The 26,195-nt window shown below is 60.6% G+C and carries 28 protein-coding genes; 15 read left to right on the forward strand and 13 right to left on the reverse strand.

The window, feature by feature from the left end; genetic code table 11:
- Positions 1-14 precede the first annotated feature (14 nt).
- Positions 15-1,160 (forward strand): ribonuclease D, encoded by a 1,146-nt coding sequence (gene rnd, locus E2F50_RS09175; protein WP_133315829.1) that lies wholly within the window; start codon positions 15-17, stop codon positions 1,158-1,160.
- A 4-nt stretch (positions 1,161-1,164) separates the two neighbouring features.
- Here rnd and E2F50_RS09180 read toward each other — a convergent pair whose 3' ends face one another.
- Together E2F50_RS09180 and E2F50_RS09185 are read right to left on the reverse strand one after the other, a co-directional pair.
- Positions 1,165-1,584: a type II toxin-antitoxin system VapC family toxin gene (locus tag E2F50_RS09180; RefSeq protein ID WP_133315830.1), complete on the reverse strand. Its 420-nt coding sequence runs from the start codon at positions 1,582-1,584 to the stop codon at positions 1,165-1,167.
- Positions 1,581-1,859 (reverse strand): FitA-like ribbon-helix-helix domain-containing protein, encoded by a 279-nt coding sequence (locus E2F50_RS09185; protein WP_133315831.1) that lies wholly within the window; start codon positions 1,857-1,859, stop codon positions 1,581-1,583. The genes E2F50_RS09180 and E2F50_RS09185 overlap by 4 nt, the downstream gene beginning before the upstream one ends.
- 72 nt (positions 1,860-1,931) lie before the next feature.
- Between E2F50_RS09185 and E2F50_RS09190 the strand changes: the two genes are divergently transcribed.
- Positions 1,932-2,936 (forward strand): DUF2891 domain-containing protein, encoded by a 1,005-nt coding sequence (locus E2F50_RS09190; protein WP_133315832.1) that lies wholly within the window; start codon positions 1,932-1,934, stop codon positions 2,934-2,936.
- A 6-nt stretch (positions 2,937-2,942) separates the two neighbouring features.
- Here E2F50_RS09190 and E2F50_RS09195 read toward each other — a convergent pair whose 3' ends face one another.
- A complete protein-coding gene (locus E2F50_RS09195; RefSeq protein WP_133315833.1) occupies positions 2,943-3,350 on the reverse strand; it encodes a DUF2000 family protein in 408 nt (135 codons plus the stop codon).
- Between E2F50_RS09195 and E2F50_RS09200 the strand changes: the two genes are divergently transcribed.
- Positions 3,349-4,239, forward strand: a complete 891-nt coding sequence (locus E2F50_RS09200; RefSeq protein ID WP_133315834.1) for an AraC family transcriptional regulator — start codon at positions 3,349-3,351, stop codon at positions 4,237-4,239. The genes E2F50_RS09195 and E2F50_RS09200 overlap by 2 nt on opposite strands.
- Positions 4,240-4,384: 145 nt before the next feature.
- Entirely contained in the window at positions 4,385-5,743 is a 1,359-nt protein-coding gene (locus E2F50_RS09205; RefSeq protein ID WP_133315835.1) for an esterase-like activity of phytase family protein, read from the forward strand.
- A gap of 57 nt (positions 5,744-5,800) precedes the next feature.
- Here the strand turns inward: E2F50_RS09205 and E2F50_RS09210 are convergent, their stop codons facing one another.
- The 5 genes from E2F50_RS09210 to E2F50_RS09230 all read right to left on the reverse strand — a co-directional run bounded on the left by E2F50_RS09210 (position 5,801) and on the right by E2F50_RS09230 (position 11,915).
- Positions 5,801-6,064, reverse strand: a complete 264-nt coding sequence (locus E2F50_RS09210; protein WP_133315836.1) for a hypothetical protein — start codon at positions 6,062-6,064, stop codon at positions 5,801-5,803.
- Between the two features lie 156 nt (positions 6,065-6,220).
- Positions 6,221-7,741, reverse strand: a complete 1,521-nt coding sequence (gene ppx / locus E2F50_RS09215) for an exopolyphosphatase (RefSeq protein WP_133315837.1) — start codon at positions 7,739-7,741, stop codon at positions 6,221-6,223.
- Between the two features lie 20 nt (positions 7,742-7,761).
- Positions 7,762-9,945, reverse strand: coding sequence for an RNA degradosome polyphosphate kinase (locus E2F50_RS09220; RefSeq protein ID WP_133316387.1), 2,184 nt, complete (start codon positions 9,943-9,945; stop codon positions 7,762-7,764).
- 90 nt (positions 9,946-10,035) lie between these two features.
- On the reverse strand, positions 10,036-10,752 hold the full coding sequence (gene hdaA / locus E2F50_RS09225; protein ID WP_133315838.1) for a DnaA regulatory inactivator HdaA: 717 nt from the start codon (positions 10,750-10,752) through the stop codon (positions 10,036-10,038).
- Positions 10,749-11,915 (reverse strand): AI-2E family transporter, encoded by a 1,167-nt coding sequence (locus tag E2F50_RS09230; protein ID WP_133315839.1) that lies wholly within the window; start codon positions 11,913-11,915, stop codon positions 10,749-10,751. The genes hdaA and E2F50_RS09230 overlap by 4 nt, the downstream gene beginning before the upstream one ends.
- 184 nt (positions 11,916-12,099) lie before the next feature.
- Here E2F50_RS09230 and purM point away from each other — a divergent pair, with 184 nt between their 5' ends.
- From purM to E2F50_RS09250, 4 genes are all read left to right on the forward strand, one after another.
- On the forward strand, positions 12,100-13,173 hold the full coding sequence (purM, locus tag E2F50_RS09235; protein ID WP_133315840.1) for a phosphoribosylformylglycinamidine cyclo-ligase: 1,074 nt from the start codon (positions 12,100-12,102) through the stop codon (positions 13,171-13,173).
- Complete coding sequence (purN, locus tag E2F50_RS09240) at positions 13,170-13,841, forward strand: phosphoribosylglycinamide formyltransferase (protein WP_133315841.1); 672 nt, start codon at positions 13,170-13,172, stop codon at positions 13,839-13,841. The genes purM and purN overlap by 4 nt, the downstream gene beginning before the upstream one ends.
- Before the next feature lie 62 nt (positions 13,842-13,903).
- Positions 13,904-14,137 carry a type II toxin-antitoxin system prevent-host-death family antitoxin gene (locus tag E2F50_RS09245; protein ID WP_133315842.1) on the forward strand — a complete coding sequence of 78 codons (234 nt, stop codon included), beginning with the start codon at positions 13,904-13,906 and terminating at the stop codon, positions 14,135-14,137.
- Positions 14,137-14,538 (forward strand): type II toxin-antitoxin system VapC family toxin, encoded by a 402-nt coding sequence (locus E2F50_RS09250; protein ID WP_133315843.1) that lies wholly within the window; start codon positions 14,137-14,139, stop codon positions 14,536-14,538. The genes E2F50_RS09245 and E2F50_RS09250 overlap by 1 nt, the downstream gene beginning before the upstream one ends.
- Before the next feature lie 13 nt (positions 14,539-14,551).
- Here E2F50_RS09250 and E2F50_RS09255 read toward each other — a convergent pair whose 3' ends face one another.
- The 3 genes from E2F50_RS09255 to E2F50_RS09265 all read right to left on the reverse strand — a co-directional run bounded on the left by E2F50_RS09255 (position 14,552) and on the right by E2F50_RS09265 (position 18,573).
- On the reverse strand, positions 14,552-15,721 hold the full coding sequence (locus tag E2F50_RS09255) for an alpha-D-ribose 1-methylphosphonate 5-triphosphate diphosphatase (protein ID WP_133315844.1): 1,170 nt from the start codon (positions 15,719-15,721) through the stop codon (positions 14,552-14,554).
- 111 nt (positions 15,722-15,832) lie between these two features.
- Positions 15,833-16,426, reverse strand: a complete 594-nt coding sequence (locus E2F50_RS09260) for an NUDIX domain-containing protein (protein ID WP_133315845.1) — start codon at positions 16,424-16,426, stop codon at positions 15,833-15,835.
- Positions 16,423-18,573: a molybdopterin-containing oxidoreductase family protein gene (locus E2F50_RS09265; protein ID WP_133315846.1), complete on the reverse strand. Its 2,151-nt coding sequence runs from the start codon at positions 18,571-18,573 to the stop codon at positions 16,423-16,425. The genes E2F50_RS09260 and E2F50_RS09265 overlap by 4 nt, the downstream gene beginning before the upstream one ends.
- Positions 18,574-18,656: 83 nt before the next feature.
- Between E2F50_RS09265 and E2F50_RS09270 the strand changes: the two genes are divergently transcribed.
- The 3 genes from E2F50_RS09270 (at position 18,657) to E2F50_RS09280 (ending at position 20,855) form a co-directional block, all read left to right on the forward strand.
- The gene (locus E2F50_RS09270; RefSeq protein ID WP_133315847.1) at positions 18,657-19,520 is read left to right on the forward strand and encodes a 23S rRNA (adenine(2030)-N(6))-methyltransferase RlmJ; all 864 of its coding nucleotides are present in this window, start codon (positions 18,657-18,659) and stop codon (positions 19,518-19,520) included.
- 64 nt (positions 19,521-19,584) lie between these two features.
- Entirely contained in the window at positions 19,585-20,235 is a 651-nt protein-coding gene (locus E2F50_RS09275) for a ribonuclease T2 family protein (protein ID WP_133315848.1), read from the forward strand.
- Positions 20,236-20,258: 23 nt separating this feature from the next.
- On the forward strand, positions 20,259-20,855 hold the full coding sequence (locus tag E2F50_RS09280; protein WP_133315849.1) for a glutathione S-transferase: 597 nt from the start codon (positions 20,259-20,261) through the stop codon (positions 20,853-20,855).
- A 61-nt stretch (positions 20,856-20,916) separates the two neighbouring features.
- Here the strand turns inward: E2F50_RS09280 and E2F50_RS09285 are convergent, their stop codons facing one another.
- Entirely contained in the window at positions 20,917-21,555 is a 639-nt protein-coding gene (locus E2F50_RS09285) for an outer membrane protein (RefSeq protein WP_133315850.1), read from the reverse strand.
- A 663-nt stretch (positions 21,556-22,218) separates the two neighbouring features.
- On the opposite strand from E2F50_RS09285, the gene uvrC reads away from it, so the two are divergent.
- The 4 genes from uvrC to E2F50_RS09305 all read left to right on the forward strand — a co-directional run bounded on the left by uvrC (position 22,219) and on the right by E2F50_RS09305 (position 25,663).
- Positions 22,219-24,258, forward strand: a complete 2,040-nt coding sequence (gene uvrC / locus E2F50_RS09290; RefSeq protein ID WP_161974067.1) for an excinuclease ABC subunit UvrC — start codon at positions 22,219-22,221, stop codon at positions 24,256-24,258.
- Positions 24,259-24,355: 97 nt separating this feature from the next.
- Positions 24,356-24,943 carry a CDP-diacylglycerol--glycerol-3-phosphate 3-phosphatidyltransferase gene (gene pgsA, locus E2F50_RS09295; RefSeq protein WP_133315851.1) on the forward strand — a complete coding sequence of 196 codons (588 nt, stop codon included), beginning with the start codon at positions 24,356-24,358 and terminating at the stop codon, positions 24,941-24,943.
- Positions 24,940-25,197, forward strand: a complete 258-nt coding sequence (moaD, locus tag E2F50_RS09300; protein WP_133315852.1) for a molybdopterin converting factor subunit 1 — start codon at positions 24,940-24,942, stop codon at positions 25,195-25,197. Before pgsA ends, moaD begins: the two co-directional genes overlap by 4 nt.
- A 4-nt stretch (positions 25,198-25,201) precedes the next feature.
- Positions 25,202-25,663, forward strand: coding sequence for a molybdenum cofactor biosynthesis protein MoaE (locus tag E2F50_RS09305; protein ID WP_133315853.1), 462 nt, complete (start codon positions 25,202-25,204; stop codon positions 25,661-25,663).
- 98 nt (positions 25,664-25,761) lie between these two features.
- On the opposite strand, the gene ndk is transcribed toward E2F50_RS09305, so the two are convergent.
- Complete coding sequence (gene ndk / locus E2F50_RS09310; protein ID WP_133315854.1) at positions 25,762-26,184, reverse strand: nucleoside-diphosphate kinase; 423 nt, start codon at positions 26,182-26,184, stop codon at positions 25,762-25,764.
- Positions 26,185-26,195: the final 11 nt, after the last annotated feature.

Raw genomic sequence — 26,195 nt, forward strand, 5'->3', positions numbered from 1 at the left:
ACGTGAATGACACAATGATCCAAACGACCGCCGCACTCGAAGAAGCCTGCATCAAGCTCGCTCAATCAGACTTCATCACTATCGATACGGAATTCCTTCGGGAAACCACCTTCTGGCCTCAGCTCTGCCTGATCCAGATGGCGAGCCCGACCGTCGAAGTCTTGGTTGATCCCTTGGCCAAGGGCCTGGACCTGACGCCTTTCTTCGAGTTGATGGCGAACCCGGCAGTGATCAAGGTCTTTCATGCCGCGCGCCAGGATATCGAGATCGTCTACCATCTCGGCAATCTGGTGCCGCATCCGATCTTCGACACGCAGGTTGCCGCCATGGTCTGCGGTTTCGGGGATTCGGTATCCTACGACCAGCTCGTCAGCCGCATCAAGAATGTCCAGATCGACAAATCCTCGCGTTTTACCGACTGGAGCCACCGGCCGCTGTCCGACAAGCAGCTGGACTATGCGCTCGCCGACGTGACCCATTTGCGGGACGTCTACCTGTTCCTCAAGCAGAAGCTGGAAGAGGAAGGCCGAGCCCTGTGGCTGACGGAAGAAATGGCGGTGCTGGAATCGCCCCAAACCTATGACATGCATCCTGACGATGCCTGGCTGCGGTTGAGATCGCGGCTGAGGAAGCCACAGGAGCTTGCCGTTTTGAAGACGGTCGCCGCGTGGCGCGAACGCGAAGCGCGCAGCCGCAACGTGCCCCGTTCACGCGTGCTGAAGGACGATGCGATCTATGAAATTGCTCAGCAGCAGCCCAAGGATACGGAAGCCATGGGACGCCTGAGAACCGTGCCGAAAGGATGGGAGCGTTCCGCCTCCGGTGCGGCGATCATCGAAGCGGTCAATGCAGCCCTGGCGCTTCCCAAGGCGGACATGCCGCAAGCGCCCAAGCACGTGCATGTACCGGAAGGAACGGCTGCCGCCGTCGAACTCCTGAAAGTGCTGCTGAAGCTGATTTCGGACAAGGAAGGTGTAGCCGCAAAGGTCATCGCCAATACCGACGATCTCGAAAGGATTGCCGCAGAAGGCGAAAGCGCAGAAGTGGCAGCCTTGTCCGGCTGGCGTCGCGACCTGTTCGGCGACACGGCCCTGAAGCTGATCGGCGGCGGCGTGGCGCTGCGCTTCGTCAACAAGAAGGTGGAAGCGGTCGAGCTTTAGCGCTTCACAGTTTCCACGGATCGATAACCGGGACTCCGGCCGCTTCGAATGGCGCGGTATCGCGGGTGGCGACGGTCAGCCCGTTGACTTCAGCGATCGCTGCGATCTGGCCGTCGGCAATTAGGATAGACTTTCCTCTGGCGCGAGCCGCGGCAACAATGCGGCCGTAGGCATAGGCTGCTTGTTCGTCGAAAGGAAGGACACGGTCGGTGAACTGATAGGCGAAAATGTCTTTCATAAGCAATCGGAGCCGGGACTTGCGGTTGCCTTCAGGCAGCTTCTCGATGCCGTAGACAATTTCGCCCAAACTGATGGCCGGCGCGTACAGCCTCTCCTTAACCTGAAGATCCAGCCAATCTTCTACAGCTCGGTGACGATCATCCTTCATCAATTCAGAAATGACATTCGTGTCGACGAGTATCATTCGAAAGAAGGGCCTCTTGCCAGCGTCTGGTCGCGAGAGAAATCGATATCCTCTAGTTCCGGATACTGATCCCTGAGCTGACGCAAAGCCGTTCCCAAGCCGACCGTCGGCTTCGTCTTCTGCCCACCCGCCTTGCCAGCTTCCGCGACAGTCAAAGCATCCTGCAAAATATGCTGCGCCTCTACCTCTGCGGTGGTCCCATGTTCGGCCGCACGCGCCTCGAGTGCACGGCTGGCTTCATCGGACAGATTTCGTATCGTGATGGCATTCATCATCGCATCTCCGATCTGCTAGTCTCGCCGAGAATGATACGTCCTGCCCGTCCCGTTTTCAACGCGAGTTCCTTCATGCACAATGCCCTGACGCCTGAGACCGCCCAGCATTTCGCAATGATCGCGCTCGGCCATGTGAGGCGGGAATATCCCTACAAGCCGGGCCATGTCCTGGCGGGACCCGAACATGCCAGGACGCCGAGCCAGCTTCACCCGATCTTTCACGGCAGCTTCGATTGGCATTCCTGCGTGCACGGTTATTGGATGCTGGCGCGTCTTCTGCGGAACTTCCCCGCCATGGAAGCCGCTCCTTCGATCCGAAAATTACTCGACGAGATGCTGGTGGCGGACAAGGTTGCCGGCGAATGCGCCATGCTGGCTCATCCGCTGGAGCGTGGCTTCGAGCGCCCCTATGGCTGGGGCTGGCTGTTGAAGCTGGCGTCGGAGCTCAAAGACCTGGAAGGCGGACGCTGGTTCGCCAACCTTCAGCCGCTTACGGATATCTTCGTTGACCGCTTCATGGAGTTTCTTCCCATTGCCACCTATCCGGTTCGCGTCGGCACCCATTACAACACCGCCTTCGCGACCCGGCTCGCGGCTGACTATGCCGAGGCTACGGACGATGAGCGCCTGATGGCATTGCTGACAGACACATGCCTTTGCTGGTATGGCAAGGACGAAGCCTGCCCCGCCTGGGGCGAACCATCCGGAGACGATTTCCTGTCGTCGACGCTGATCGAAGCGGAATGCATGCGCAGGCTGATGCCAGCGGAAAGCTTCCCCCCATGGTTCGATCGCTTCCTGCCCGAGATCATGGCGCAGAAGCCGGAAACGCTCTTCGTGCCCGCTTCGGTTTCGGATCGATCGGACGGCAAGATCGCCCATCTCGACGGGCTCAGTTTTTCTCGGGCCTGGTGCTGGCGATCGCTTGCCAAGGCGCTGCCGGAAACGGATCCGCGGCGAGCCGTTATGGAGAAAGCCGCAGCGGATCACCTGGAAAGCGCATTACCCCATGTGGCTGGAGATTATATGGGCGAGCATTGGCTGGCGAGTTTTGCCGTGCTGGCGCTGGAGGCGTAGCACCGGTCAGGCGTGCATTCTGGCGCCCTTAGTAATCTTGTCGGCGATCTTCTTGTCCGCCCGCAGGGCAATGCCCACCAGCTTCGCATCATCCGGCGAAAACTGCGCGAACACGTCGCGATTAGCGGCGTCATGGCCGGTCGAAAACATTTCTTCGATATAGGCTGAACTCGTCACCTGACGCTCAAGCGAGCGCCGGTGGATGGTGCGCAGCGTTTCCTGATCGGCAGACAGAACCACGATGGGCTGGATCGTCATCGGATGATAGACATTGCCGGCTGCATCCCGATATGGTTGGCCGACAATGGCCGGATTGCCGGCGATAATGCCGCTTGTCAGGAAGGCGGTGACGTTCAGCTCCTGCCAAGGAGCAAGGTCATCGCGAAGAACGATCGCGATCTTGGTGTCGAACATGAAGAAAAACTCCATCCAGGGTTATGCGGGAACACGTGGCATAAAGGCAGCCACCCCTGCTGGTCTTGAACGTTCTTGCGAGGCCGCCGCAACTGACGGAATTGTTCAGGCGCCGGCCACCTCGAGTATCGAGCGGATCGAAGCCCGCTTTCACGGTCAGGGCTTCGAGCCGCACCGGCACGACACCTATGCAATCGGCGTGACGCTGGCGGGGGTCCAAACCTTTCATTATCGAGGCTCTACCCGCGCCAGCCTGCCCGGCAAGGTGATCGTGCTGCATCCGGACGAATTGCACGACGGATCGGCAGGCACGGACGATGGGCTTCGCTACCGCATGCTCTACCTGCCGCCGGAACGGCTGATCGAGGCAACCGGCAGTGCCAGCCTGCCCTTCGTGCGCGATCCGGTGCTGGCCGACGACGAATTCCGACAATGCCTGGCCGAAGCGCTCGACGATCTCGAGGCCGAACCTCAAGACCTGCTGATGGACGACCTCATCGCTCGGCTATCCAGCAGCATTTGGCGGCATGCGGACGTTCGTGACCCCGCCAGCAGTAGCAGCCTTGCCCGCGAAGCTGTGCTGCGCTGTCGTGACTATCTGCAGGACAACTGCTCGCGGCTGGTTTCCTCGCAAGAGCTGGAAGCGGTGAGCGGGCTCGACCGGTATACGACGGCAAGGCAGTTCCGGAGGCTTCTCGGAACCAGCCCGCATCGCTATCTCCTCATGCGCCGGCTTGACCGCAGCAAGGCGTTGATGGCAGCCGGCAGCAGCCTTGCCGACGTCGCCGCGGATGCAGGCTTTGCCGATCAGGCGCACTTCACCCGCCACTTCAAGAAGACCTTCGGCATGCCCCCTGGCCGCTGGATGGCACTGACGAAAGCCGTCTAACGGCTTCATTAGCGTGTCAAATTTTCATCATCAAAGCTTCATCCAAGCTTCAAGCTTCCATCAACCAGCCGTCATCTGATCCGCCTAAGCGGTTGGCGTCCCATACGTGCCGACGACCAAGGCATGCCAACCCACAGGTGACTTGATGACGAGATTATTGTTTGCTTCCGTGGCGCTCGTGGCGCTGTTTGCCGGCTCCGCTTCCGCCGACGACCAGATGTTTCCGGCCAAGCTTGCGGGCCAGGCGATCCTGCCTGCCAATACGGTCGTTCCCGCGCCGGTCGATGCCCCGGCTTTCCTGAAGACCTCCGGCAAATTCAGCACGCCCGACCGCAAGCGCAGTGAAAAACTCGGCACTGTCGACGGCAAGGACGGCGCTCGCGTGACCGACGTCAAGCTGCCGCTCGACGGCCAGCCGGTGCAGGGCTTTTCCGGCATCAAGCTGATGGCGGACGGTACATTCTGGACCTTGTCGGACAATGGCTTCGGCTCCAAGGCCAATTCTTCCGACGCCATGCTTTTCCTTCACCAGGTGAAGATCGATTGGGCAGGCAACAAGGTGGATGTCGTCAAGAACATCTTCCTGTCCGACCCGAACAAGATTGCGCCCTTCCCGATCGCCATGGAAGGCACGGAAACCCGTTACCTGACCGGTGCCGATTTCGATATCGAATCTATCCAACCCGTCGATGAGGGCTTCTGGCTCGGCGATGAATTCGGTCCTTACCTCATCAAGGTGAACGCGCTCGGTCAGCTGACTGACGTGGTGGCCACCACCGTGGACGGCAAGCCGGTCACCTCTCCGGACAATCCACTGATCCAGCTGCCCGCCAATCCGGCTGCCAAAATGCCGGTCTTCAACCTGAAGCGCTCGGGCGGCTTTGAAGGCATGGCCATGTCCAAGGACGGCTCCAAGCTCTACGGCCTGCTGGAAGGCGCGCTTTACGGCGACGATGGCAAGATGGAGCAGGCCGACGGCCGCACCGCTATCCGTGTCATAGAATTTGACGTGGCTGCCAAGAAGTGGACCGGCCGCTCCTGGCTCTATCCGTTCGCGGAAAAGGGCGTGGCGATCGGCGACTTCAACATGATCGACGCGACGACGGCGCTCGTCATCGAACGCGACAATGGTGCCGGCACCAAGGACAGGGCTTGCGCCGATCCCAAACAGCCGAAGGCGGATTGCTTCGACGCCCCTGCCGAACTGAAGCGGGTCTACAAGATCGAGTTCAACGATGCAAATGTCGGCAAGGCGGTGCGCAAGATCGGTTATATCGATCTTCTCAACATCCAGGATCCGGACAACAAGAAGAAGGCGGGCTCCAAGGACGGCGTCTATGACATGCCCTTCGTGACGATTGAGAATGTCGATCAGGTCGATGCTACGCACCTGATCATCGGCAATGACAACAACCTGCCTTTCTCGGCCGGACGCGCCGTGGACAAGGCGGACAACAACGAGTTCAGCCTGATCGAAGCCGGCGAATTCCTGTCGGCAAAGTAGAAGAAGACCGTTCTCAATAAGCAAAAGCCCCGGTATTTGGCCGGGGCTTTTTTTGGGCTACCTGTCGTTCGGCACCTGGATGATGTGGCGATCGAGAAGCTTGAGGCTGCGGTCCGGCTGGATCCTGTAGATTTCCCGGTAATCGTAGCCACCGCTGTAGAACTGGTGGAAGACGGGGCTGCCAACTGGCGCCTTCTGCAGTTTCGTTCGCGGCTGACCGCCATAGGTGATGCTACCGGGAATGGGTTCGATGGCAAACGCTGCAGGCGCACCGGCAAGCGCTGCCAGAACGGCAGCGGCAATAACCTTTTTCATGATCATATTCCTTGGGATTTGACAGCCGGTATCACGTCCGGCTTATCCCCAAGATGGTCACGGCGCCGCTTCTCTGCAACCAAACAAAGGTGACCGCAGCGTTCCGCTTTTATGAACAATGGCCGCCATCTCATCCCGGGAGCAGCGACAACGGCCGACCGTCTATTCGAACCTGAAGGCCAGACGCTTGCCGGTTAGTTTCGCCAGCTGCTGCAACCGCCCCTCCAGCCGTTCGCCCTCGAAATCCCGATAAGCAGGCGGCACCACGAATTCCAGATCGAGATCGGGATCGGCAGACGGGCGGAAGCTCAGATTGTTGACGATGCCAGGCATAGAGGCAGAAAACAGATACACGACGCGCAGAAGGCCGCCCAGAAGTTTGGCGAGATCGAGCAGACGCGGTGTGGCGATCGTTGCAAGCTGCCCCGTCGCGCCGTCGTCGCTCAAACCCTCGAAGCGGTAATAGTTGGCAAGCGCCAGATAGGCCCGGCCCGCATGGGTGATCCCCACGAAGGACGAGTGGGCAATGACATTGAGGGCCTGCATTGCACGGTAATCCGGATGCGCGCGCCAGCTGATATCAGCAAGCAGGCAAGCTGCTTGCCGGTAGCGGCTTTCCTCTTCTGTCTCTGAAATACCAAACACCGCCACCATGCGACCCGTCCAGTCGGCTAGTTCGCGCGCATGTTCGGGCGAGCGGGCCCGCAGAATGGCGAGCTGGTCTGCCGCGACGAGAAGCGGGTCGCTGTCGCGCTCCTCCTGCGGGAGCAGCGAGTAAAGATAGCCTTCGCGAACGCCTTGGGCGGAGAAGGTCACCTTGGCCGGCTTCATCACGCTCAGGACCTCCTGCATCGCGACCGCGCCAAAGGGCAGCAGCAGGCGACGGCTCTTGGAGACCGCCTGCCACGCAGGGTCCTTGGAATCCTTTGCGGCGATCACGTCGTCGAGGAATTTCTGCATCTCGTCGAGCGGCATTTCGTAGCCCTGCATCATGTGCAGCGGATATTTGGTGATCTCCATGTGAAGCTTGGCGATGTTGCGCCAGGTGCCGCCGACGGCATAAAACGTGCGGCCAGCCCCCTGTTCCAGAAAGCGTGCGGTGTTCACGTGCTTGCGGGCGAAGGTGCGCGCCTTCGACACCGAGTTTCCGGAGGATTCCGATAGCCGCAAACCGCCGAGCGGCAGCGTGATGCCGCGCCCGAATTCCTTGCCGCGAATGTCGATGAGTTCAAGCGAGCCACCACCCAGGTCGCCGGCAATGCCGTCGACATCGTGGAAACCGCTGATGACGCCGAGAGCCGAATAGCGGGCTTCCTCCTCGCCGGATAGGACCTGAGGCTTTTGGCCGAGGATTTGCTCGACAGCGCGGATGAATTCCGGACCGTTGGAGGCTTCACGCGCGGCAGCGGTGGCGAGCACATAGACCTCGCCGGCGCGCGCCTGGATCGACAGCGCCCGGAACCGCTTCAAGGCGGCAAGCGCCCGTTCCACCGCTTCGTCGTCCATCCGCCCATTGGAGCCAAGGCCCTTTCCGAGCCCGCACAAGACCTTCTCGTTAAAAAGCACGGTCGACGCGCGCGACAGGCCTTCGTAGATGACCACCCGGACGGAGTTCGAGCCAATATCGATGACGGAGACAGGAGCTATTCCCGGAAGGCGCCCCTGGGCTTCAGATCGTACCATATTGCCTATTTCTTGACTGGCTATTTCTTGCGTCCGGACATCACGCCCGCAATCAGCTTCGGAGCGCTCGATTTCAAGGCTTCTCCGCGGCCGGACAGGCTCGGATTGGTCATGAAATAATGTTGCGCGTTGAACGGTTCCTCGCCTTTGCGCACCTCCATGCGCCTGGATGTGCCGTCGGCCAATATCTCGTAGCTCTGCTGGTTGTCAATCAAGTTGCCCAGCATAATCTGGGATACCACCTGCTCATGCACCGTCGGGTTCATCAGCGGCACAAGGGTTTCCACCCGCCGGTCGAGGTTGCGGGGCATCATGTCGGCCGAACCGATGTAAAGAAGCGATTTATCCGACGGGAGGCCGTAGCCGTTGCCAAAGCAGAATATGCGGCTGTGCTCGAGGAAGCGGCCGACGATCGACTTGACCCGGATATTGTCGGAAAGCCCAGCCACCTGCGGCCGCAGGCAGCAGATGCCGCGCACAACCAGATCGATCTCGACGCCGGCCCGGCTGGCCCGATAAAGCGCATCGATGATCTCCGGGTCTACCAGCGAATTCATCTTCATCCAGATCGCCGCAGGCTTGCCGTTCTGGGCGTGGCAGGTTTCTTCCTCGATGTGGCGCAGGATGCGCGGCCGCAACGTATAGGGGGAAACTGCCAGCTTCATGCTCTCGGTTGGTTCGCCATAGCCGGTGATGAAGTTGAAGATGTTCGCCATATCATGGGCGATCTTCGGATTGCAGGTGAAGAAGGACAGGTCGGTATAAATCTTCGCGGTGACTGGATGGTAGTTGCCGGTGCCAAGGTGGCAATAGGTCCGCAGCTTGCCGTCCTCGCGACGCACGACCATGGACATCTTGGCATGCGTCTTCAATTCGATGAAGCCGAAGACCACCTGCACGCCGGCCCGTTCCAGATCGCGTGCCCAGCGGATATTGGCTTCCTCGTCGAACCGTGCCTTGAGCTCCACGAGGGCCGTCACCGACTTGCCCATTTCGGCCGCATCGATCAACGCCCGGACGATCGGGCTGTCGTTCGAGGTTCTGTAAAGCGTCTGCTTGATCGCCAGCACATCCGGGTCGCGGGCCGCCTGGATCAGGAATTGCACCACCACGTCGAAACTCTCATACGGATGGTGGACCACCATGTCTTTTTCGCGGATAGCGGCAAGGCAATCGCCGGCATGTTCGCGAACGCGCTCCGGAAAGCGGGCATTGTAACTTTCGAATCGCAAATCGTCCCGCGGCGCCTTGGCAATCTCGGACAGCGTGTTGAGGGCGAGCAGTCCGGGCAGAACTGCGACGCGGTTATCCGGAACGCCTAGTTCCTGCACCACGAACTGGCGAAGCGAGGCAGGCATTTCCGAATCCGTCTCGATTCGGATGACTTTACCGCGTCGACGCCGCTTCAACGCCGTCTCAAAGAAGCGCACCAGGTCTTCGGCCTCTTCCTCGACTTCGATATCGCTGTCGCGGATGATCCGGAAGGTACCGGCACCCCTCACCTCATATCCGGGGAAGAGCCGGTCGGTGAACATGCCGACCACGTCTTCCAGCGTCACATAACGGATCGTATTGCCTTCATCCGGAAGGCGGATGAAGCGGTCGAGCGTCGTCGGCAGGCGCAACAGGCCGGTCATCGGCTCCTTGCCATGCTTGCTGTGAAGCTGCAGCCCCATGGAGAAGCCGAGGTTGGGGATGAAGGGGAACGGGTGTGCAGGATCAATCGACAGCGGCGTCAGGACCGGAAAAAGCTCATCTTCAAAGGCACCGGCCAGCCAGTGCTTGTCCTCGGCCGACAAAGCCGCTGGACGAACGATGAGGATATCCTCCTGCGCCATATATTGCTGCAGCACGGCCAGCGACGCCTGCTGTTCCATCTGCAGGTTGTCGATCTCCTGGAGAATGAAATCGAGCTGCTCGGCCGGCGTCTTGCCATCAGGGCTGCGCACGACAATGCCCTGACGGACCTGACCCTCAAGGCCGGCCACACGCACCATGAAGAATTCATCGAGATTGGTGGCCGAAATGGACAGGAAGCGGACGCGCTCCAGCAATGGGTGCGCGACATTCAAGGTTTCTTCGAGAACCCGGCGGTTGAACTGCAGCCAGGAGAATTCCCGGTTGATGAACCGGTCCGGACTCGTCAGCAAATCCTCGGCAGCCTCGACCGGAACCGGCAGCGTCTGCGGGGCTTCCGTCGTCATCGTGTCCATTTCATCCACCTCTGAGCTCCTCATCAGATCCTTGTAACCTATGGAAGCGGAACCACAAGCTCGACCACGAAACGGCTGTCGTCAATCCTCGGTTCCAGCGGTTCCAGCGGTTCCGACGTCGTTCAGAACCTCGGCGGCCAAAGCTCGGGTGATCCGCGTGCCGCGTGCCAGCGCCAGCCGGTCCAGCCGGTCGACAATGGTCTGCGCGGCACCGAGCGACCGCTCCATGCGGTTGACGATGTAGAAGACAAGTTTGTCATCAATATAAAGTTGGCGGTCTGAAAAGAGCTTGACGATGACCTGCGCCAGCAGTTCCTCGTCCGGCTCGCCGATTTCCACAACCGTTGCCGCCTTCAGCCGGGACTTGAGATCCGGAAGGCCGACCGGCCAGGACATCGGCCAAAGCCGCGATGTCATCAGCAGGCTATGGCCGTGCTGGCGGACGCTGTTGATGACGTGAAACAGCTCGGTCTCGTCAAACCCTCGACGCTCCGCATCCTCGAACAGGACCGGCCCCGCCGCCGCAAGCGCCGACGCCTGCCCGCCCGCGAGCGGGTGGATATCGGTGGCCCCTGCCCGCTCCCGCCAGATATGCGCGAGATGCGATTTGCCAGAGCCGACCGGACCCGCCAGCACCACGATCGGCGATGGCCAGGACGGCCAATCATCAACGATTGCGACGGCAGCGGCGAGCCGCGCCGAGACCAGCAGGTCATCGCGGCCCTTGGCGGCATCGTGGGTAAATTGCAGCGGCAGTTGTTCGTTCTTTCGCCGCTCGCGCTCGTTGGGTCCGGTCATTGCTCCGTCCGCGAAGTAATCGCCGGTCGCGCTTGGCTGTGCTCCAGCCCGGGCACAGCCTGATCCTCCCACGGGAGATCGACGGAGCGGCCGTAATAGATGTCGCTGTCGAGATATCTGGAGATCGCAAAGCGGACCAGCACCCCGACGACCGCCGCCGCTGGAACTGCGACAAGAAGCCCAACGAAGCCGAACATGGCGCCGAAAGCAAACAAGGCAAACATCAGCCAGACCGGATGAAGCCCGACACTTTCGCCCACCAGCTTCGGCTGAAGAATATTGCCTTCGATGAACTGGCCGGAAAAGAAGACGCAAGCGACTGCAATGATCCAGCCATAGTCCGGCCAGAACTGCACCAGCGCAATGCCGACCGAAAGCACCAGCCCAACCGTGGAGCCGATATAAGGAATGAAGCTGATCATGCCGCTGACAAAGCCGATCAGCAGGCCGAAATTCAGCCCGACCAGCGAAAGGCCGACGGCGTAATAGATGCCGAGGATGAGGCAGAGCGAGCCCTGGCCGCGGATAAAGCCGGCAACGGAGCCATCCATCTCCCGGGCGATTTCCCGCACGACGACGACCTGATCGCGCGGCACCCAGCTATCGACCTTGGCGACCATCCGGTCCCAATCAAGCAGGAGGTAGAAGGCGACGACAGGCGTGACGATCAACAGCGACACGACGTCGAGGATTGCCTTGCCGGAATTCCAGATCTGCGCAAACAGGGTGCCGATGAAGCCGGCGCCCTGGCTCAGCACGTCGGAAAAGTTCTGCTTGACGGTCTCGATCTGGGCGCTGACCCATCCCGGCAGGAACGAATTCTGCGGGCTCGATATGATCTGCTGGAGCTGCGAGATATAGCCGGGAAGTGCGGCTGCGAACTGGGTGAACTGGTTGACGATGATCGGGATCACCAGCATCAGCGACAGGGCGAAGACGAGCACGAAGCAAACGAGGATGACCACCGTCGCCATGATCCGGCTGAGGCCGCGGCGCTCCAGCCAGTCGGCCACCGGATCGAGAAAATAAGCAAGCGCCATGCCGGCCACGAAGGGTAGGAGAATGGTGCGGAAGAACCAGAGAAACAGGACGAAGACGAGGAGCACGCCGACCCAAAACAGGATATGGCGTCGCAAGCTCGCACCACTGATATGGTATGGCATTTCTGCTCCTGTGTTTTCTCTGCTGCAGCATCAGCGCATATGAGCGGCGGCGCAGGTCAGGTCAAGGCTGCATTTTGAGCAGCTGTAAGGCCTGTGAAAAGCCTTCAAAAGCCGCCGCAACGCTTGCATATCAAGGCGCGCCGTGCAATTGCGGGCCGCTATTGGATCCCTTTGGAGATATGCGATGAGCGAGGCGGGCAAAAACGGTCTCACCTATAGCGATGCCGGTGTCGATATCGATGCAGGCAATCTGATGGTGGAAAAGATCAAGCCGGCCGTGCGCTCCACCCGCCGCCCCGGCGCCGATGGCGAGATCGGCGGCTTTGGCGGGCTGTTCGATCTCAAGGCTGCAGGCTTTACCGACCCCATTCTGGTTGCCGCCAATGACGGCGTAGGCACCAAGCTGAAGATCGCCATCGATGCAAATTTCCACGATACGGTCGGGATCGACCTCGTCGCCATGTGCGTCAACGATCTTGTCGTGCAGGGCGCTGAACCGCTGCTCTTCCTCGATTATTTCGCCACCGGCAAGCTGGACCCCGACCAGGGGGCGGCGATCGTTTCCGGCATTGCCGCCGGATGCCGTGAGGCAGGCTGCGCACTGATCGGCGGCGAAACGGCCGAAATGCCCGGCATGTATTCCGACGGCGACTATGACCTTGCCGGCTTTGCCGTCGGCGCGGCGGAGCGCGGTCAGTTGCTGCCGGTCGGTGATATTGCTTCCGGCGACGTCATCCTCGGCCTTACCTCGTCGGGCGTCCACTCGAACGGCTTTTCGCTGGTGCGCAAGATCGTTGACCTATCGGGGCTTGCCTGGGATGCGCCGGCCCCCTTCCGCGAAGGCGCCACGCTGGGCAAAGCCCTGCTGACGCCGACCCGCATCTATGTGAAGCCGCTCTTGAAGGCGATCCGGCAAACGGCCGCGCTGAAGGCGCTGGCCCATATCACCGGCGGCGGTTTTCCGGAAAACATTCCGCGTGTGCTGCCGAAGAACCTCGCAGCCGAAATCAATCTCGATTCCATTCCTGTGCCACCCGTCTTCTCCTGGCTGGCCAAAGTCGGCGGCGTCGAGCCCAAAGAAATGCTGCGGACCTTCAACTGCGGCATTGGCATGATCATCGTGGTTTCAGCCGAGAATGCCCAAACGGTCAGCGAGATTCTCACCACCGAAGGTGAGATCGTCGTGCCGCTCGGCCGCATGGTGGAGCGTGCCGAAGGCGGCCCTGGCGTCATCTATCAGAGCAATCTCGGTCTATGAGCGGAGCCTCGGCCGGAGCGCAACGCAAGCGCGTCGCCGTCTTCATTTCCGGCGGCGGCTCCAACATGCTTTCGCTTGCCGATGCCTGCGCGGCTGAGGATTTCCCGGCGGAAGTGGTTGCGGTTGTTTCCGACAAGGCGACGGCTGGCGGCATTGCCAAGGCTGTAGCGCGCGGCCTGAAGACGCTCGTCTTGGAGCGCAAGGATTTTGCCGGAAAGGCCGAACACGAAGCGGCAATCCTTGCCGCACTCGACGAGATCCAGCCGGACATCATCTGCCTTGCAGGCTATATGCGGCTGATTTCCGGCGACTTCATCAGCCGCTACGAAGGCCGGATGCTCAACATCCACCCTTCCCTGCTACCGCTGTTTGCCGGCCTCCATACCCATCAGCGCGCCATAGATGCGGGCATGAAAATCGCCGGCTGCAGCGTGCATTTCGTTACCGAGGGCATGGATGAAGGCCCGATCGTCGCGCAAGGCGTGGTCCCTCTGTTGCCCGAGGACACGGCGGACACACTGGCAGCCCGGGTGCTGACCGTGGAGCACAGACTTTATCCGCTGGCGCTCAAACTTCTGGCGGAAGGCAAGGTGCGCATGGAGAACGGCAAGGCCGTGAGAGCCACGGAATCTCCGGCGGACGTAGCTCTGTCGCTGATCTGCGCGTGACGGCTCATTGACGCGTCGCGCAGGTCGCGGCATGATAGCGGCTGGTCCTAAGGAGCACAGCCATGACAATCAAAGTCAATATCGGCGATGCTGACCTTGCCGACTTGATGGCCAAAGTGGAAGCCGGCGAAGATGTCGTGCTTATGCGCGACGGCATCTCGGTGACGCGACTTTCTGCAGTAACGGCACCAGTGGCAAGAAAAGACCTGATTGAAACAATCCTCCTTGAGCGCTCAGGGCGACATCGGGTGACGCAGGCGGAAATCGCTGAATGGAAGGCCATCGGGCGACGCTGATGGCCCTAATCGTGGATGCCTCCGTCGCGCTCGTCTGGTTTCTCCCGGATGAAGAGAGCCCGGTGGCTGATGCAGTGTTGCGGCGACTTAGCGGCGAGCGTGCAGTCGTGCCGGACCTGTTCTGGCATGAGATGCGGAACGTGCTGATCGCGGCCTGTCGACGGCAACGTATCTCGCGCGCCGAGGTCGACCAATCGATGACACGCCTCACTCAGCTGGCACTTGATACTGTTTCGGTATTCGATTCATCCCTCATCCTCGACCTTGCGGAACGGCATCGGCCGACGGCCTACGACGCAGCTTATCTGGCACTCGCGATAGAGGCGAAGCTGCCGCTTGCGACGCTGGACAAGCGGCCGGCGGAGGCTGCCGCGCGTGAAGGTGTGGAAGAACTTCGCTGATCCCTATGCGGTTTCAGGCGGCCGCTGCCTGCAGTCCATGCAGGCTTCCGTCGCTGTAAACAAAGCGGCCGGCGCGGAACGTCGCGCGGATGCGGTGCACGCTGCCCTTCTCCACCACCACCAGATCGGCGCGCTGGCCAACAGCGATCTCGCCGCGGTCGCCAAGACCCGCTGCCCGGGCCGCGTGGGAGGTGGCAATGGCGACCGCCTGCGGCAAGCCTCCGGCTGCGACATCCGCCAGCTTGAAGATTCCCGGTACGAAGGCGGCAGGATGATAATCCGCGGCGATGATAGACAGAAGGCCGGCCTCGGCTGCATCCAGCGCACTGAGATTGCCGGACATGGATTGGCCGCGCAGGGCATTCGGTGCCCCCATCAGCGTCCAGAGGCCTCGGCGGCGCGCTTCGGCAGCGGCCGGCGCCGTTACCGGGAATTCGCTGATGGTCACGCCGAGAGCCGCCATGTCGGCCACCTTTTCGGCGCTATCATCATCGTGGGATGCCAGCGACAGCCTGTGCCTGAGGGCCAGCGCCACGACGTCTTTCAGCTTTGCCTCGATCTGCGGGTTGTCACGCATGGCGATACGCTTTTGGACCATCTCGGCAGCCATCTCCACCGAAATTGCGCGCCGCTCGGAAATGCTGGCGATATAGGCTTCCACATTGTTGTACTGGCCTTGGCCAGGCGTGTGGTCGGTCAGGGAGACCATGTCGACCTCGCCCGCCTCCAGCAATCTTTCAAGCGTCGGCGCGGCACCGATATTGGTGATCTCGTAGCGGGCATGGACACGATGGTCGATCAGCAGGTTGTCACGCAGACGGTTGATGCCCTCGATCAGCGCCGAGGTCGTTTCGAGCGATCGCACCGTGCCGTAAACGCTTTCGGTGGCGAAGGAGACGGCGGCATAGGCGGTGGTGACGCCGGCGGCCGCGAGCTTCTTGTCCAGCTCGTGGATGCCGAAATCGATCGGCATCTGCGCATTCGGCCGTGGCGCGATCTCGCGTTCCACCATGTCGCCATGCAGATCGACGAAGCCCGGCATCAGCAGCCGGCCTTCACCATCCATGGCGGCGCCGGCAACCAGCTCATCGCGGATTTCAGCAATCAAGCCGTCTTCGAGCCGCACCGAGCCTTTGCCCACCACCTCGTTCGGCAAAACGAGGGTGAAATTGGTGAGCCACATGGCTTTCTCCTGAACTGTGCAAGATTGAATAAAAGCTGCGCATAGGCTTTGATCGTGACAATCATATGAAGCGATTGGCCGTTTACTGCATAGCCGCTGATGGCCGCCCTGTCAGGCGGCAATCGATGCGCGGTTGAGCGCCGCCCACTGCAGCAGCATGATCGTCTTGCCGTCGCAGATTTCGCCCGTCTCGATCATGGCGAGAGCGTCGTTCAGCCGGATCTCCAGAACCTCGATGTCTTCATGCTCCTCTTCCAGCCCGCCGCCTTTCTCGATCCGGTCGGACATGTCGATTGGGGCATAGAAGAAGTGGATGATCTCGGTGATTGCACCAGGCGACATGAAAGCCTTGAACAGGAAGCGGACGTCGCGCAGCCGGTATCCGGTCTCCTCCATAGCCTCGCGGCGGATCGCCTCTTCGGGATGATCCTCGTCCAGCAAACCTGCAGGCACTTCGGCCATCCAAGCCGGCTGATCAGTCAGGTAGGCTGGAAGCCGGAACTGCTTCACAAGTACGACCACGTCGCGCTTTGCATCATAGAGCAGGATCGCTGCCGCTTCGCCGCGATGGTAAATCTCGCGCTGCATCCGCTGATGCTTGCCGTCACGATCGATGTAATCAAGCTCGTAAGTGGAAAGCCGGGTCCAACCCTGCGACAGCGTCTTTTCGCTGACGATCTTCACCCGCTCGTTGTCATGCGTCATGCCATGTCCCTGCAAAGCCAAACCTTATTGTCGTGGAAGGCCGCTCCGCCATAGGGCGCCACCGCATCCGCACCCGTCAGCACATTGATCCCTTCGCCATCCAGGTGCTTGCTGTTCGGCCATAAGCCTTCCGCAATCAGCACGCCTGGGCGGGCGCCCGCAGCCAGCTTGGCATGCAGGCGGATCTCGCCGCGGCGGTTACCAAGCCGCACCACATCGCCATCGGCAATTCCAAGGCGGGCTGCATCGCCCGGCTCGATCATCACCTCCGGCCGCCCTTCACGCTCATAGGAGCTATTGGTTTCGGTAAAGGAGGAATTCAAAAAACTGCGGGCCGGCGAGGTCGCGAGCCGGAAGGGATGTTCCGCATCGGCGGACTCGATCACGTCCACCTGGTCCGGAAACTTCGGTAATTGCGCCACCGGTCCCTGCGGACCGACATTGGCCGGCGGCTTGTCCGGCGATGGACCATTGGCCCAGTCCGGGCTGAAGCGGAATTTTCCATCCGGATAGCCGAAGCCCTTGATGTAGTGGGCCGTTTCGAAGTCCGGCTGCGCATCGATCCATTTGTCGCGGGCAAGGTCGTCATAGGAGCCCCAGCCGCTGGCCTTCAGGATGCGGTCGATATGCTGGCGCTCATCCAGGCGAAAGCCCGGGAAATGATCGACGCCGAGACGCTTGGCCAGTTCCTCGATAACGAAGAGATTGGTGCGGACCGTTGGCGGCGGATCCACAAGTTTGGGACCGAGCAGGATGTGGTTCTGGCCGCCCGAGCGATAAAGATCGTCGTGCTCGACAAACATAGTGGCCGGCAGAACGATGTCCGCAACCTCTGCCGTATCCGTCATGAACTGCTCATGGACCGCGACGAAAAGATCATCGCGCATGAACCCTTGGCGTACCAGTCGCTGTTCCGGCGCGACGTTCATCGGGTTGGTGTTCTGGATCAGCAGGGCGGTCACCGGCCCGCCCTGTCTCAGCGCTTCCGGATCGCCGGTCAGCACCCGGCCGATCTGCGACTGGTCAAGCTGGCGGATCTGCGGATCGGCATAGGCCGTTCCCATCAGCTCGGACTTGTTGAGCCGGAAGATTTCACCATTGTTGTGGAAGGCGCCGCCCCCCTCATATTGCCAGGAGCCCAGCACGGTGGCGATTGACAAGGCCGCATGCATAGCCGCCGTGCCGTTGCGCTGACGGGCAAAGCCATAACCGAGCCGGAAGAAACTTCTCTTGGTCGTGCCGACCAGACGCGCAAACGTCTCGATCTCGTTGACAGAAAGGCCGGTGATGGCTGACGCCCATTTCGGCGTTCGCGTCTTCAGATGCGCTTCCAGCCCTGCCGGATCGTCTGCATACAGGTCCATATAGCTGCGGTCCGCATAGCCATCGCGAAAGGCGATATGCATGACGGCGCAGGCGAGTGCCGCATCAGTTCCCGGCCGCACGGTCAGCGCCATGTCGGCCTGCTTCATCGTCGGATTGTCGTAGATGTCGATGACGACGATCTTCGCACCCCGCTCCTTGCGCGCCTTGATCGCGTGGGTCATGACGTTGACTTGGGTGGAGACGGCATTGGTCCCCCAGATCACCACGCAATCGGATTTCGCCATCTCTCGCGGATCTGGACCACGCAGCGCGCCGGTGCCCATCACATAGCCGGTCCAGGCCATATTGGTGCAGATCGTGCCGAAGAAGCCGGAATATTTTTTGGCATGCCGCAGCCGCTCGATGGAATCGCGCTGCACCTGGCCCATCGTGCCGGCGTAAAAATAGGGCCAGACGGCTTCCGAGCCATGCGCCGCCTCGGCCTTGACGAAGGCTTCGGCGACTTCATCCAGCGCCACATCCCATGAGATTTCCTGCCATGTTCCCTCGCCCTTGGCGCCCATGCGGCGTTTCGGCACCATCAGCCGGCCCGGATGATAAAGGCGCTCCGAATAACGCGCGACCTTGGCGCAGATGACGCCGGCCGTATAGCTATTGTCGGGGGCGCCGCGAACCCGGCCAATGCGGCCGTCGGCGGTCAGGTCGACGTCCAGCGCGCAGGCGGACGGGCAATCATGAGGACAGACGGTATGTCCAACGGGATTGTGTCCAAGAGCTGTCGTGGCGGCGGTCTTGGCGGTGATGGGGGTCGCAACGTTCATGGCTTTTCTATATGGCATGCAATAGGCGACAAAAAGTGCGATTTGCAGCGCATCAATTTATTTCACGCGAGACAGCAGCGACCATGAACTACCGGCACATCTATCATGCAGGCAATTTCGCCGATGTTCTGAAGCATGCCGTTCTGGCGCGGCTGGTCCGCTACGCGCAGAACAAGGACAAGGCTTTCCGGGTGCTGGATACCCATGCGGGCACCGGGCTCTACGACCTGTCGTCGGAAGAAGCACAGAAAACCGGGGAATGGCGCGAAGGCATCGGGCGGCTGTTGGAGGCGGAGCTGCCGCCGAAGGTAGCAGACCTGCTCGAACCCTATCTGACGGCTGTTCGGGATTTGAACCCAGAAGGCCAGATCAGGCTCTATCCCGGGTCGCCGAAACTCGTGCGCATGCTGCTTCGTCCGCAGGACAGGCTGTCGGCGATGGAACTGCATCCGGAGGACTTCAACCGGCTGCACAATCTCTTTGAAGGCGACTTTCAGGTTCGCGCCACCGAGCTTGACGGCTGGCTGGCGCTCGGCGCGCATCTGCCGCCAAAGGAAAAGCGCGGCGTCATCCTAGTCGATCCGCCGTTCGAGGAGGAGGACGAATATCGCCGTCTCGCCCAAGGCCTCGCGACTGCCTATCGCCGGTTTCCGGGCGGAACCTACTGCCTCTGGTACCCGATCAAGAAGGGCGCGCCGATCAAGGCTTTCCATGAACAGTTGCAGGCCCTGCAGATCCCGAAAATGCTGTGCGCCGAACTCTCCGTCAAAAGCGACCGGGAAACCGGGCTCAGCGGTTCCGGCCTGATCGTCGTCAACCCGCCGTTCACGCTGAAAGACGAATTGCATACGCTGCTGCCGGCGTTGAAGGCCGTTCTGGCGCAGGATCGCTTTGCTTCGAGCCGCGCCGTCTGGCTGACCGGCGAACAGGCCCCTGCCGAAGAGTAATCCGCGTGGCGTCTTGACCCGACTGGGCTTCCCGACCATGGTGCGCGCATCGGAGGTGAGCACCATGAAACAGCTTATTGCAGCCTTGTTTTTCTCATTCCTTGCCGCCGCGGCATCTGCGCAGGAGCGCCGACTGGAGCGGCCCGGTGATTTCGACTTCTACCTCCTCTCCCTTTCCTGGTCGCCGACATTCTGCAGCTCCGGAAACGGCGGAAAAAACACGCAGCAATGCGGGGCTGACAAGGATTTCCGGTTCATCGTCCATGGTCTTTGGCCGCAGAAGGAAAAGGGCTATCCCGACTTTTGCGAAACTAAGGAGCCGAAGCGGGTTCCGGCGGAGCTCGGCCGCACGCTTTTCGACATCATGCCCTCGATGGGCCTGATCGGCAATGAATGGCGCAAGCACGGCACCTGCACCGGGCTCAGCCAACAGGATTATTTTGCGCTGGTGAGAAAAGCCCAGCAGAAGGTGCGGATTCCTGCGGACCTCGATCAGAGCAAGAGCGCTTTGACGCTGTCGCCTGACGAGATCGAGGATAAGTTCGTGGCCGCCAATGCCGGCCTCAGCCGCGCCGGCATGTCGACAAGCTGCCGGGGCCGCCAGTTTGCCGAAGTCAGGATCTGCCTCACCAAGGACCTGCAGTTTCGCGAATGCGCCGAAGTCAACAAGGATAGTTGCTCTGCCGGATCGGTGACCCTGCCTCCGGCTCGCTGAAGATTACGCATGAGGATGATTTGATGAAGTTGCTTTATTCCCCCGCCTCCCCTTATTCGGCCAAGGTGCGCATGGCCGCACGTCATCTCGGCATCGAGATCGCCGAAGTGAAGACGGACACCACCAATGCACCGCCGGAACTGCTGAACAACAATCCGCTGGCCAAGATCCCGGTGCTGATCCGCGATGGTGATTCGCCGATCTATGACAGCATTGCCATCATGCACTTCCTGGACCGGAAATCGGGCGGCAGGCTCTATCCTGCAAAGGACGACAAGCGAACCCAGGCGGAAGTGCTTGAAGCGCTCTGCGACGGCATCATGGACAGCCTGCTGGCCATCGTCTATGAGCGCCGGTTCCGGCCGGAGGAAAAGATCCATCAGCCCTGGATCGACAGGCAGTGGGACAAGGTTGTCCGCGGGCTGGATCATCTGGAGGCCAAGCTTCCCAAGACCGGCAAAAAGCTGCATGGCGGGCATTTCGCGTTGGCGGCGATGATCGGCTATCTCGACCTGCGTTTCAACGGACAATGGGCGGAAGGCCGTCCCGAACTTGCGTCCTGGCCGGATGCCTTTGCCAAGCATTTTGCCGACTATGCTTCAATGAAAGCTGCAGCCTGACCTTGCGAACAAAAAAAGCCCGGATCGAAATCCGGGCTTGTTTTTCGAAACCGTGCGAGGCTTAAAACTTCACGCCGATACCAACCTTGACGCTGTGATCGTCGAAGCCCTTGGAAACCGAACCGGAGTCGAGGTCGTAACGATCGGTGCCGAAGTCGGTGTAACGGTATTCGACACGTGCCGTGATGTTGCTGGTGACGAAAGCTTCCGCACCAACGCCAACCGTGTAACCGACCGAGGTGTTGCTGTCGGACGAAGTGCCGTCCTTGAGCTCGTTGTCCTGAAGAGCGACACCGGCCGTACCGTAGATCATGAAGGGGTTCATGTCGTAACCGATGCGACCACGGACCGAGCCGTTTGCGCCGGCTTCGCCGCGGTAGCCTTCGATCGTGGTGTTTTCGTTGCCGTTATAGCCGACATCGGCTTCGATACCGTAAACGATCTGACCAGACTGCCAGTTGTAACCGGTGAAGGCACCTCCGCCAAGCGCGCCGTCGCGGTCGCCGGCGCCGCCGAAACGACCCCAGTCATAAGCGCCGTAACCACCGAGGTAGAAGCCCTGCCATGTTGCAGCCGGAGCTGCTTCTTCGACCGCGACCGGAGCCTGAGGAATCTGATCAACGGCATCAGCGGCATTGGCCGCGGAGATCGCGATAAAGCTGGCAGCCGAGGCCAGAAGGGTAGCGATGAGGATACGCATACAAATTTCTCCTTTTACTGCTGTGCCGGGAACTCGTCGCAAAAACATATTGGCGACGGCTTTGTTCCCTGCCCGCTGAAAGTGAATTTGGCTGCCAATTGAGGATTTGAAAGAGCCGAAATGTGAATTGATTGTGGCCACGTGACGGCTAAATCTGGATGTTGCTCCGCCGCAACATGTATATCATTAACCTTACTAAACTACTAACGGAAGCATTAACCTTTTTACATTGCTTAAATACTTCTTACCATCGAAGCAAAACTAGGTCAATCCGACTGCTAAAAGCTGGAGACTGGCCGCAGGCGCTTCGAGTTGATCTTATTGGCTTAGATGAACGCCGCGGCTGGCCACCTTTGCACAAGGATCTAACTTCGAGTCGCCAGCAACGACCCCACAATCCGGGTGCCAAGGCGGTAAACTTCTGCCCAATTTTCGTTTCTCTGACCAGCCGAACTTGCCGCCCCACAGCTCCGCAGCGTCGCCGCCGCCTATCGGGCATCAGTGGCCGACGCTTCCAAACTAGGGTCGCAATCATTATCTCTCTTGAAATATATCCTGGCGCGATTCGCCTCGGCTGACATCCCGGCCCTGTCCGGGACCCGAACCGATGGCGCGCAAAGACCGGACCCGCGGGCGCTCGGTATCTGGTGGAGAGTGATTGGAATGAATGGAACGAAGCTGCCCGACGGCGGCGTTCTTTACGACGAGATGGAAGATGATGACGACGAGGCTCTTTTACCCGAGCCTAGTCCCGGTACTGCTTCGTCCATCGAGTGGAACGAAGCGCTCCGGAACGAGAGCGGCCTGAAGGGTGCCGAACTCATCGCGGAGTTCGTCAAGCACCTGCCGAATGCGCCGGGCGTTTATCGCATGTTCAACGACGCCGACGACGTGCTTTATGTCGGCAAGGCTCGCAGCCTCAAGAAGCGCGTCAGCAACTATGCCCAGGGTCGGCTTCACTCAAACCGTCTCGCCAAGATGGTGCGCGAAACCACGCATATGGAATTCGTCACGACGCGGACGGAAACCGAAGCGCTGCTGCTCGAGGCCAACCTCATCAAGCGCCTGCGGCCGCGCTACAATGTGCTTTTGCGTGACGACAAGTCTTTTCCCTACATCATGATCACCGGCGATCACCGCGCACCGGCCATCTTCAAGCATCGCGGCGCGCGCGCCCGCAAGGGATCCTATTTCGGCCCCTTTGCTTCCGCCAGCGCCGTCGGCCGCACCATCAACTCGCTGCAGCGCGCCTTTCTGTTGCGCACCTGTACCGACAGTGTCTTCGAAGCCCGCACCCGCCCCTGCCTGCTCTACCAGATCAAGCGCTGTTCCGGCCCCTGCACTCGCGAAATCAGCGACGAAGGCTATGCGGAGCTGGTGAGCGAGGCGCAAGATTTCCTGTCCGGCAAGAGTCAGGCGGTCAAGGCCACCATTGCCAGCCAGATGGCGGAGGCTTCCGAGGATCTCGATTTCGAGCGGGCTGCGATCTACCGCGACCGGCTTTCCGCCTTGTCCCATGTGCAGAGCCACCAGGGCATCAACCCGGCAGGCGTCGACGAGGCGGATGTGTTCGCTATCCAGCATCAGGGCGGGCTGTCCTGCATCCAGGTCTTCTTTTTCCGCACCGGGCAGAACTGGGGCAACCGCGCCTATTTCCCGAAGGCCGACCCGCAGCTGACGGGCGCCGAGGTTCTGAACGCGTTTCTGGCGCAGTTTTACGACGACAAGCCCGTGCCGCGGCAGATCCTCCTTTCGGAACAGGTCGAGGAGCAGGACCTGATGGCCACGGCTTTTTGCGAAAAGGCCGGCCACAAGGTGACGATTTCCGTGCCGCAGCGGGGCGAGAAGAAGGATCTGGTTGAGCATGTGCTGGCCAATGCCCGCGAAGCGCATGGCCGTAAGCTGGCCGAAACAGCCTCTCAGGCGCGCCTGCTGCAGGGCATGGCCGAGACCTTTTCGCTTCCCTACGTGCCGCGCCGCATCGAAATCTACGACAATTCCCACATCATGGGCACCAACGCCGTCGGCGGCATGGTCGTGGCCGGGCCGGAAGGCTTCCTGAAGAACCAGTACCGCAAGTTCAACATCAAATCGACCGAGATCACCCCCGGCGACGATTTTGGCATGATGCGCGAGGTGATGACCCGCCGCTTTTCCCGCCTCCTGAAGGAAGAGGGCATTCCGGATCGCAGTGCCGGCGCTGCCCTTAATTCCGAGGATGCTGCGGACGCTGCCTTTCCTTCCTGGCCGGATGTGATCCTGATCGACGGGGGCCAAGGGCAGATGACGGCTGTGCGCGGCATACTCGATGAACTCGGTATCCGAAACGTGGTGACCGCCATAGGCGTCGCCAAGGGCGTCGACCGCGACGCGGGTCGTGAACGCTTCTTTGCTGACGGGCGCAGCGACTTTTCGCTGCCGCCGCGCGACCCGGTTCTTTATTTCGTCCAGCGCATGCGCGACGAGGCCCATCGGTTCGCGATCGGTTCCCACCGGGCGCGCCGCAAGAAGGAGATGATCCGCAACCCGCTCGACGAGATTTCCGGCATCGGTCCCGGCCGCAAGCGCAAGCTGCTGCAGCATTTCGGCACGGCCAAGGCCGTGTCACGCGCCGGCCTCAATGATCTCATGGCGGTGGAAGGCATTTCCGAGGCCGTTGCCAAGCAGATCTATAACCATTTCCATGAGAATCGGGCCGGCTAGGCATTTGCCGAGCCAAGCTCGCAAAAAAGCCGCGCGTGCATGTTGACGCTCGCCCTTCCAGGCCTCAACTAGAGGCAAACGCAAGTACAGGTCTGCCATGGCATCGCGCGCATACAATATCCCCAATCTGCTCACCTATGCCCGCATTCTGGCCGTGCCGGTCATCGTCCTGTGCTTCTTCGTGGAAGGGAAGCTGGAAAGCTCCGATTTCGCCCGATGGGCGGGCTTCTGGATCTTCGCCGTTGCCTCGATCACCGATTACCTCGACGGCTACCTGGCGCGGATCTGGAACCAGACGTCCAATATCGGCCGCATGCTCGATCCGATCGCCGACAAGCTCCTCGTCGCAGCCGTGCTACTGTTGCTAGCAGCCGACCAGACGATTGCCGGCTGGTCGCTCTGGGCAGCGATCACCATTCTTTGCCGCGAAATTCTCGTTTCCGGCCTGCGCGAATATCTGGCGGCGCTGAAGGTTTCGGTCCCGGTGACGCGGATCGCCAAGTGGAAGACGACCATTCAGATGGTGGCGATCGCCTTTTTGCTGGCCGGTCCGGCGGGCGATCAAGTGCTGCCGCACACGACGCAGATCGGCATCGGCCTTCTTTGGATCGCCGCCATCCTGACATTCTACTCCGGCTACGACTATTTCCGCGCCGGCGTCAAACATCTGGTGGACGAGGAATGAGTGTCAAACTCGTTTATTTCGCCTGGGTGCGCGAGCGGATCGGCAAAGGGGAAGAAGAGATCGAGCTGCCGGACAGCGTCGTCACGGCCCGAGACCTGCTCCATCACCTGAAGACCCTGGGTGAGGAATATGAGAACGCCCTGCAATATCCCGAGGTGATCCGGGTCGCGGTTAACCAGGAGCATGTGGAGCATTCGGAAAAGATCGCTGGGGCAAGGGAAATCGGCATATTCCCGCCCATGACGGGTGGGTGAAGCGGTGAGCGTCGTCCCGACCATCCGTGTCCAATCCCGCGACTTCGACCTGCAGGAGGAGATCTCGGCCTTGACCGCCGGGCGTCGTGACATCGGCGCCGTGGTGACCTTTACCGGTCTCTGCCGTGACGAACAGGGTGCGCTTTCCGCCTTGGAACTCGAGCATTATCCGGGCATGGCGGAAGCAGAAATGCAGCGCATCGGCAGGCTTGCCCTGGAGCGGTTTTCGCTAATGGGTCTGACCGCCATCCACCGCTACGGAAAGATCCTGCCCGGGGAAAACATCGTCCTCGTCATCGCTGCCTCCCCGCATCGCCAGGCCGCCTTCGACGGCGCCAATTTTGTGATGGACTTCCTCAAGACATCTGCGCCCTTCTGGAAGAAGGAGCATGCGCAGGACGGCACCGCCCGGGACTGGGTGGCCGCAAAGGATGCCGATGATACCGCCCGCGACAAGTGGCGGTGATGTGTCGACAAGCCTCGCGGAAGTTTCTCGCTAAAGCCCTGCGCGCATGAAAAAAGCCGGGACTTTCATCCCGGCCTCTTTGCTTGATATCGGAGTAATCAGCCGACGATTTCAGTTTCCGAGAACCAGTAGGCGATTTCCTGGGCAGCGGTTTCCGGAGCGTCCGAGCCGTGTACCGAATTCTCGCCGATCGACAGGGCGTGGGTCTTGCGGATCGTGCCTTCGTCGGCATTAGCCGGGTTCGTGGCACCCATGATTTCGCGGTTCTTGAGGATGGCGCCTTCGCCTTCCAGGACCTGAACAACGGTCGGGCCGGAGGTCATGCCTTCAACCAGTTCGCCGAAGAAGGGGCGCTCCTTGTGAACGGCGTAGAAGCCTTCGGCTTCGCGCTTGCTCATCCAGACGCGCTTCGACGCGATGACGCGCAGGCCGGCGTCCTCGAGCATCTTGGTGATCGCACCGGTGAGGTTGCGCTTGGTGGCATCGGGCTTGATCATCGAAAACGTGCGTTCAATCGCCATGTCTTTATCCT

Origin of the sequence: Rhizobium deserti, from assembly GCF_004358025.1 — a bacterium.
GTDB classification, from domain to species: Bacteria; Pseudomonadota; Alphaproteobacteria; order Rhizobiales; family Rhizobiaceae; genus Neorhizobium; species Neorhizobium deserti.

What these genes read in the sequence shown, in the direction of transcription:
- E2F50_RS09230 (WP_133315839.1), bottom strand. Translation starts at nt 11,915, where the DNA reads ATGCCATACCATATCAGTGGTGCGAGCTTGCGACGCCATATCCTGTTT.
- E2F50_RS09270 (WP_133315847.1), top strand. Translation starts at nt 18,657, where the DNA reads ATGAACTACCGGCACATCTATCATGCAGGCAATTTCGCCGATGTTCTG.
- rnd (WP_133315829.1), top strand. Translation starts at nt 15, where the DNA reads ATGATCCAAACGACCGCCGCACTCGAAGAAGCCTGCATCAAGCTCGCT.
- ndk (WP_133315854.1), bottom strand. Translation starts at nt 26,184, where the DNA reads ATGGCGATTGAACGCACGTTTTCGATGATCAAGCCCGATGCCACCAAG.
- E2F50_RS09260 (WP_133315845.1), bottom strand. Translation starts at nt 16,426, where the DNA reads ATGACGCATGACAACGAGCGGGTGAAGATCGTCAGCGAAAAGACGCTG.
- E2F50_RS09245 (WP_133315842.1), top strand. Translation starts at nt 13,904, where the DNA reads ATGACAATCAAAGTCAATATCGGCGATGCTGACCTTGCCGACTTGATG.
- E2F50_RS09265 (WP_133315846.1), bottom strand. Translation starts at nt 18,573, where the DNA reads ATGAACGTTGCGACCCCCATCACCGCCAAGACCGCCGCCACGACAGCT.
- E2F50_RS09275 (WP_133315848.1), top strand. Translation starts at nt 19,585, where the DNA reads ATGAAACAGCTTATTGCAGCCTTGTTTTTCTCATTCCTTGCCGCCGCG.
- E2F50_RS09285 (WP_133315850.1), bottom strand. Translation starts at nt 21,555, where the DNA reads ATGCGTATCCTCATCGCTACCCTTCTGGCCTCGGCTGCCAGCTTTATC.
- pgsA (WP_133315851.1), top strand. Translation starts at nt 24,356, where the DNA reads ATGGCATCGCGCGCATACAATATCCCCAATCTGCTCACCTATGCCCGC.
- E2F50_RS09205 (WP_133315835.1), top strand. Translation starts at nt 4,385, where the DNA reads ATGACGAGATTATTGTTTGCTTCCGTGGCGCTCGTGGCGCTGTTTGCC.
- E2F50_RS09255 (WP_133315844.1), bottom strand. Translation starts at nt 15,721, where the DNA reads ATGTGGCTCACCAATTTCACCCTCGTTTTGCCGAACGAGGTGGTGGGC.
- ppx (WP_133315837.1), bottom strand. Translation starts at nt 7,741, where the DNA reads ATGGTACGATCTGAAGCCCAGGGGCGCCTTCCGGGAATAGCTCCTGTC.
- E2F50_RS09195 (WP_133315833.1), bottom strand. Translation starts at nt 3,350, where the DNA reads ATGTTCGACACCAAGATCGCGATCGTTCTTCGCGATGACCTTGCTCCT.
- purN (WP_133315841.1), top strand. Translation starts at nt 13,170, where the DNA reads ATGAGCGGAGCCTCGGCCGGAGCGCAACGCAAGCGCGTCGCCGTCTTC.
- E2F50_RS09180 (WP_133315830.1), bottom strand. Translation starts at nt 1,584, where the DNA reads ATGATACTCGTCGACACGAATGTCATTTCTGAATTGATGAAGGATGAT.
- E2F50_RS09250 (WP_133315843.1), top strand. Translation starts at nt 14,137, where the DNA reads ATGGCCCTAATCGTGGATGCCTCCGTCGCGCTCGTCTGGTTTCTCCCG.
- E2F50_RS09190 (WP_133315832.1), top strand. Translation starts at nt 1,932, where the DNA reads ATGCACAATGCCCTGACGCCTGAGACCGCCCAGCATTTCGCAATGATC.
- uvrC (WP_161974067.1), top strand. Translation starts at nt 22,219, where the DNA reads ATGAATGGAACGAAGCTGCCCGACGGCGGCGTTCTTTACGACGAGATG.
- E2F50_RS09200 (WP_133315834.1), top strand. Translation starts at nt 3,349, where the DNA reads ATGAAGAAAAACTCCATCCAGGGTTATGCGGGAACACGTGGCATAAAG.
- E2F50_RS09220 (WP_133316387.1), bottom strand. Translation starts at nt 9,945, where the DNA reads ATGACGACGGAAGCCCCGCAGACGCTGCCGGTTCCGGTCGAGGCTGCC.
- E2F50_RS09185 (WP_133315831.1), bottom strand. Translation starts at nt 1,859, where the DNA reads ATGATGAATGCCATCACGATACGAAATCTGTCCGATGAAGCCAGCCGT.
- purM (WP_133315840.1), top strand. Translation starts at nt 12,100, where the DNA reads ATGAGCGAGGCGGGCAAAAACGGTCTCACCTATAGCGATGCCGGTGTC.
- moaD (WP_133315852.1), top strand. Translation starts at nt 24,940, where the DNA reads ATGAGTGTCAAACTCGTTTATTTCGCCTGGGTGCGCGAGCGGATCGGC.
- E2F50_RS09280 (WP_133315849.1), top strand. Translation starts at nt 20,259, where the DNA reads ATGAAGTTGCTTTATTCCCCCGCCTCCCCTTATTCGGCCAAGGTGCGC.
- hdaA (WP_133315838.1), bottom strand. Translation starts at nt 10,752, where the DNA reads ATGACCGGACCCAACGAGCGCGAGCGGCGAAAGAACGAACAACTGCCG.
- E2F50_RS09210 (WP_133315836.1), bottom strand. Translation starts at nt 6,064, where the DNA reads ATGATCATGAAAAAGGTTATTGCCGCTGCCGTTCTGGCAGCGCTTGCC.